The organism is Pseudomonas sp. (assembly GCF_049590575.1).
Taxonomy (GTDB): Bacteria; Pseudomonadota; Gammaproteobacteria; order Pseudomonadales; family Pseudomonadaceae; genus Aquipseudomonas.
The window spans coordinates 1-5,681 of sequence record NZ_JBAWDE010000194.1; the positions used below are offsets into that span (position 1 = coordinate 1).

Annotated in this window: 5 protein-coding genes and 1 pseudogene; 3 read left to right on the top strand and 3 right to left on the bottom strand. The window is 62.4% G+C overall.

Going from position 1 to position 5,681, the window contains the following annotated elements:
* The 3 genes from WBR57_RS13260 to WBR57_RS13270 all read left to right on the top strand — a co-directional run.
* Positions 1–1,032 (top strand): acetyl-CoA C-acyltransferase (locus tag WBR57_RS13260; RefSeq protein WP_424084197.1); only part of this gene is annotated, 1,032 nt, incomplete at its 5' end.
* Positions 1,033–1,041: 9 nt separating this feature from the next.
* Complete coding sequence (locus WBR57_RS13265) at positions 1,042–2,169, top strand: acyl-CoA dehydrogenase (RefSeq protein ID WP_424084198.1); 1,128 nt, start codon at positions 1,042–1,044, stop codon at positions 2,167–2,169.
* A gap of 11 nt (positions 2,170–2,180) precedes the next feature.
* Positions 2,181–2,954 carry an enoyl-CoA hydratase gene (locus WBR57_RS13270; RefSeq protein ID WP_122727078.1) on the top strand — a complete coding sequence of 258 codons (774 nt, stop codon included), beginning with the start codon at positions 2,181–2,183 and terminating at the stop codon, positions 2,952–2,954.
* Positions 2,955–3,017: 63 nt separating this feature from the next.
* On the opposite strand, the gene WBR57_RS13275 is transcribed toward WBR57_RS13270, so the two are convergent.
* The 3 genes and pseudogenes from WBR57_RS13275 to WBR57_RS13285 all read right to left on the bottom strand — a co-directional run.
* A complete protein-coding gene (locus WBR57_RS13275) occupies positions 3,018–4,169 on the bottom strand; it encodes an acyl-CoA dehydrogenase family protein (RefSeq protein ID WP_424084199.1) in 1,152 nt (383 codons plus the stop codon).
* 3 nt (positions 4,170–4,172) lie between these two features.
* Entirely contained in the window at positions 4,173–5,276 is a 1,104-nt protein-coding gene (locus WBR57_RS13280; protein ID WP_424084200.1) for an enoyl-CoA hydratase/isomerase family protein, read from the bottom strand.
* A gap of 141 nt (positions 5,277–5,417) precedes the next feature.
* A pseudogene (locus WBR57_RS13285) lies at positions 5,418–5,681 on the bottom strand (HPP family protein); the annotation flags it as partial.

The following is a 5,681-nucleotide window of genomic DNA, read 5'->3' on the forward strand; positions in this document are numbered from 1 at the left end:
GTGCTGTTCGGCTGCGTGCTGCCCGCCGGCCTCGGCCAGGCGCCCGCGCGCCAGGCTGCGCTGGGTGCCGGGTTGGACAAGTCCACGCGTTGCACCACGCTGAACAAAATGTGCGGTTCGGGCATGGAGGCAACGATCCTGGCGCATGATTCGCTGCTGGCCGGCAGCGTCGACGTGGTGATTGCCGGTGGCATGGAAAGCATGTCCAACGCGCCGTACCTGCTCGATCGTGCGCGCAGTGGTTACCGCATGGGCCACGGCAAGGTGCTCGACCACATGTTCCTCGACGGTCTGGAAGACGCCTACGAAAAGGGCCGCCTGATGGGCACCTTTGCCGAAGACTGCGCCGGGCTGAATGGCTTTACCCGTGAAGCCCAGGACGCTTTCGCCATCGCCTCGCTGACCCGCGCCCAGGAAGCCATTACCCATGGCAGCTTCGCGGCAGAGATCGTCCCGGTGCAGGTCACCGTCGGCAAAGAGCAGAAAACCATCCTGCATGACGAGCAGCCACCCAAGGCCAAGCTGGACAAGATTACCAGTCTGAAACCGGCGTTCCGTGAAGGTGGCACCGTGACGGCGGCCAACTCCAGCTCAATCTCCGATGGCGCGGCAGCCGTGCTGCTGATGCGTCAATCCGAAGCGCAAAAACGTGGGCTCAAACCCCTGGCAGTGATCCATGGGCACGCGGCGTTTGCTGATGAGCCCGGTCTGTTCCCGGTGGCGCCGGTGGGGGCCATTCGCAAGCTGATGAGCAAGACCGGCTGGGCGCTCGATGACGTCGACCTGTTCGAAATCAACGAAGCTTTTGCGGTAGTCAGCCTGGTGACCATGAGCAAACTGCAAATCCCCCATGCCAAGGTCAACGTGCACGGCGGCGCCTGCGCCCTGGGCCATCCGATCGGCGCGTCCGGTGCGCGGATCCTGGTGACCCTGCTCTCGGCCCTTCGCCAGAAAGGCCTCAAGCGTGGCGTTGCCGCGATTTGCATCGGCGGCGGTGAAGCCACGGCCATGGCCGTTGAATGCCTGTATTAAGGATTTTGTATGCTGCCTAATGACGAACACCTGCAAATCAGCGACGCGGCCCGGCAATTTTCCCAGGAACGCCTGAAACCCTTCGCCGCCGATTGGGACCGCGAGCACCGTTTTCCCAAGGAAGCCATTGGCGAAATGGCCGAGCTGGGCTTTTTCGGCATGCTGGTGCCGGAACAGTGGGGCGGCTGCGACACCGGCTACCTGGCCTACGCCATGGCCCTGGAAGAAATCGCCGCAGGCGATGGCGCCTGCTCGACCATCATGAGCGTGCACAACTCGGTCGGCTGTGTGCCGATCTTGAAATTCGGCAACGATCAGCAGAAAGAACAGTTCCTCAAGCCCCTGGCCAGCGGCGCCATGCTCGGCGCCTTTGCGTTGACCGAGCCGCAGGCCGGCTCGGATGCCAGCAGCCTGAAAACTCGCGCGCGCCTTGAGGGCGACCACTACGTGCTGAATGGCTGCAAGCAGTTCATCACCTCGGGGCAAAACGCCGGGGTGGTGATTGTGTTCGCGGTGACTGACCCGGCCGCCGGCAAGCGCGGGATCAGCGCGTTTATCGTGCCCACCGATTCGCCGGGCTACAGCGTTGCGCGGGTCGAAGGCAAGCTCGGCCAGCATGCGTCGGACACCTGCCAGATCCTGTTCGAGGACGTGAAGGTGCCGGTGGCCAACCGTTTGGGCGAGGAGGGCGAGGGCTATAAAATCGCCCTGGCCAACCTTGAGGGCGGCCGCGTCGGCATCGCCTCGCAAGCGGTGGGCATGGCCCGCGCAGCCTTTGAAGCGGCCCGCGACTACGCACGTGAGCGTGAAAGCTTCGGCAAACCCATCATCGAACACCAGGCCGTGGCCTTTCGCCTGGCCGACATGGCCACGCAAATCGCCGTTGCGCGGCAGATGGTGCACTACGCCGCCGCGCTGCGTGACAGTGGCCAACCCGCGCTGGTGGAAGCGTCCATGGCCAAGCTGTTTGCCTCGGAAATGGCCGAGAAAGTCTGCTCGGCCGCCTTGCAAACCCTCGGCGGTTACGGTTACCTGAGCGACTTCCCCCTGGAGCGGATCTACCGCGATGTGCGGGTCTGCCAGATTTACGAAGGCACCAGCGATATTCAACGCATGGTCATCTCACGCAATCTCTAAGGAGCCGATACATGAGTTACGAAACCATTTTGCTCGACGTCCAGGGCCGTGTCGGGCTGATTACCCTGAACCGCCCACAGGCCTTGAACGCCCTGAATGCGCAACTGGTGAGTGAGCTGAACCAGGCGCTGGACGGCTTGGAAGCCAACCCGGAAATCGGCTGCATCGTATTGACCGGCTCGAAAAAAGCATTTGCCGCTGGCGCCGACATCAAGGAAATGGCCGAGCTGACCTACCCGCAGATCTACCTCGACGATTTGTTCAGCGACAGCGACCGCGTGGCCAACCGCCGCAAGCCGATCATCGCCGCCGTCAACGGCTTTGCCCTCGGCGGTGGCTGTGAGTTGGCGTTGATGTGTGACTTCATCCTGGCCGGTGACGGCGCCAAGTTCGGCCAGCCGGAAATCAACCTCGGCGTGCTGCCGGGCATGGGCGGCACCCAGCGCCTGACCCGCGCGGTGGGCAAGGCAAAAGCCATGGAAATGTGCCTGACCGGGCGCTTTATCGATGCGGTGGAAGCGGAACGTTGCGGGATTGTGGCGCGCATCGTGCCGGCGGATGAGCTGCTTGAGGAAGCCTTGAAAGTCGCCACACTGATTGCCGGCAAATCGGTGCCGATCAGCATGATGGTCAAGGAAAGCGTGAACCGTGCGTTTGAGGTAAGCCTGTCGGAAGGTGTGCGCTTTGAGCGCCGGGTGTTCCATGCGGCGTTTGCGACGCAGGATCAGAAGGAAGGCATGGCGGCGTTCGTGGCCAAACGGGCGCCGGAGTTCAAGGACCAGTAAACGCACCGCAGATCAAATGTGGGAGGGGGCAAGCCCCCTCCCACCATGTTTGTGTTGTGTGTGTCAGAGCTGGTAATTCTTGAGTTCGCGAGCAATCACCATCCGCTGAATTTCGCTGGTCCCCTCGTAAATCTGCGTGATCCGCGCATCCCGGTAATACCGCTCCACCGGGTAATCCTCCAGGTACCCGTACCCCCCGTGAATCTGCATCGCTGAGGAGCAGACCTTCTCGGCCATTTCCGAGGCAAACAACTTGGCCTGGGACGCCTCCGACAAACACGGCTTGCCCGCCGAGCGCAGGCGCGCAGCGTGCAGGATCAGCAGCCGTGCTGCATTCAGCCGGGTGTGCATGTCCGCCAGCAGGTTGGCCACGCTCTGGTGCTCAATGATCGCCTTGTCGAATTGCACCCGATCACGGGCATACGCCAGCGCCGCTTCAAACGCCGCACGGGCGATACCCAGGGCCTGGGCGGCAATGCCGATGCGGCCGCCTTCCAGGTTCGACAGCGCAATCGCCAGGCCTTTACCGCGCTCACCCAGCAGGTTGGCTTCGGGAACCGTGCATTGGTTGAGGGTGACGGCGCAGGTGTCCGAGGCGCGAATGCCCATTTTGTGCTCGGTACGATCGACCACAAAACCTGGGGTATCGGTGGGCACCAGGAATGCCGAAAGGCCTTTTTTGCCCAGCTCCGGGTCGGTCACGGCGAACACAATGGCCAGCTTGGCGCGCTTGCCGTTGCTGACAAATTGCTTGGCGCCATTGATCACCCAGTGGCCGTCACGCAGCTCGGCGCGGGTGCGCAGGTTGTGGGCCTCGGAGCCGGCCTGGGGCTCGGTCAGGCAGAAGCAACCGATCGCCTGGCCGCTGGCGAGGTCAGCCAGCCAAGTCTGTTTCTGTGCGTGTGTGCCGTAGTTGAGAAGTGGCCCGCAACCGACTGAATTATGGATACTCATCAGCGCGCCGGTCGCGCCATCGCCGGCGGAAATCTCTTCGACCGCCAGGGCATACGCGACGTAGTCGACATAGGTACCCCCCCATTCTTCAGGCACCACCATGCCCAGCAGGCCGAGTTCGCCCATCTTCGCCACCAGCGCGTCATCGATCCAGCCAGCTTTTTCCCAGGCCTGGGCGTGGGGGGCGATTTCACCCCGCGCAAAGTCACGGGCCATGTCGCGGATCATCACCTGTTCTTCTGTGTATTCAATATCTTGCATGATTTAGTTCGCAACCTGCTCGAAGTGATGGAAGAAGCTTTCGACCTGGGTTTTGTCCAGCCCATGCAGGGCCGACGGGTTCCATCGCGGGTTTTTGTCCTTGTCGATGATCAGCGCGCGGACGCCCTCAATCAGATCGCCGCGTTCAAACCATTGACGGTCCAGATGCAGTTCCAGGGCAAAGCAGCGCTCCAGCGGCAAGTGACGACCGCGTCGCAGCATCTCCAGGGTCACCGCCATGGCCAGGGGCGAGCGGGTTTGCATGAGTTGCGCGGTAGTGAGCGCCCATTCGTGGCTATCGGCAACGGTGACTTGCTGCAACTGCTCGACGATGCTCGGCACGTCCGGCAGGCCGAAGAAGTGGTCGATGGCCGGGCGCAACGCAGCGAGCGGGGCGTCGGGCAATTGCTGCACGGCCAGTTTGGCCAGTACGCCTTGCAGATCCTTGAGCGGGCTGTCGTGCCATTGCATGTGGTCGAGCGTGTGGTCCAGGTCTGCGAGCTTGGCGCTGTCCAGATACCAGTCTGCTAAACCGCAATACAACGCGTCGGCCGCGCGGATCTGCACGCCGGTCACGCCGAGATAGATCCCCAGTTCGCCGGGAATCCGTGGCAGGAAGTAGCTGCCGCCGACGTCCGGGAAGTAACCGATGGCCACTTCCGGCATCGCCAGGCGGCTGCGCTCGGTGACCACGCGCAAATCCGCGCCCTGGACCAGGCCCATGCCGCCGCCCAGCACGAAGCCGTCCATCAGGGCCAATACGGGTTTGCGGTAGTGATGGATGGCCAGGTCCAGCGCGTATTCTTCGACGAAGAAGTCCTGGTGCAGGCTGTCACGGTTTTTAAAGCTGTCGTAGAGCGAGCGAATGTCGCCACCGGCACAAAAAGCCTTTTCGCCGGCACCGCGCAGCACCACGGCATACACCTGCGGGTCGTCTTCCCAGGCCTGTAATTGCCGGGTCAGGCTGCGCACCATGCCCAGGGTGAGGGCGTTGAGGCCGGCGGGGCGGTTGAGGGTGAGGTGGCCGATATGGTTGCGTACGTCGGCCAAAACGTCGTCCTGCAGTACATCGGCGCTGCGAGCCTGGATCGAAACCTCGGCAGTCATGCGTAACTCCCTGCTTTTATTGTTCTTTATCAAGATGTTCGCAAGCGAACCTTCATGTGATCCTACCAGTGCAAATTTGCCCAATACAACCGTCAATCCTGCAGGTCGTTTTTGCATTTATGCAGCGAGCCGAGGGTGGCCTCAGGGCACACGAGGTGCCAGTGTTTCACCGATGCTGCGACGTCGCGCGTGTTGTTCTGCGGTGTGGATCAGCTGTTCAAGTTCGGCAGGCGCCACGTCGAAGAACTGCTCCATTTCGGCCAGCGCCAATTTCAGGTCAGTGGCAGTGATAGCCGGATCCGGTCCCGCTTGAGGGGCCGGCACGATCACGGTCGGCGCCTCGGGCGTGCCCTTGGGGTAGCGCGTGCGTGTCGCGTTGTTATAGGCCAGCGCGCAGGCCAGCAG

Coding starts and splice junctions, on each gene's coding strand:
- WBR57_RS13265 (WP_424084198.1), top strand. CDS start 1,042: ATGCTGCCTAATGACGAACACCTGCAAATCAGCGACGCGGCCCGGCAA.
- WBR57_RS13270 (WP_122727078.1), top strand. CDS start 2,181: ATGAGTTACGAAACCATTTTGCTCGACGTCCAGGGCCGTGTCGGGCTG.
- WBR57_RS13275 (WP_424084199.1), bottom strand. CDS start 4,169: ATGCAAGATATTGAATACACAGAAGAACAGGTGATGATCCGCGACATG.
- WBR57_RS13280 (WP_424084200.1), bottom strand. CDS start 5,276: ATGACTGCCGAGGTTTCGATCCAGGCTCGCAGCGCCGATGTACTGCAG.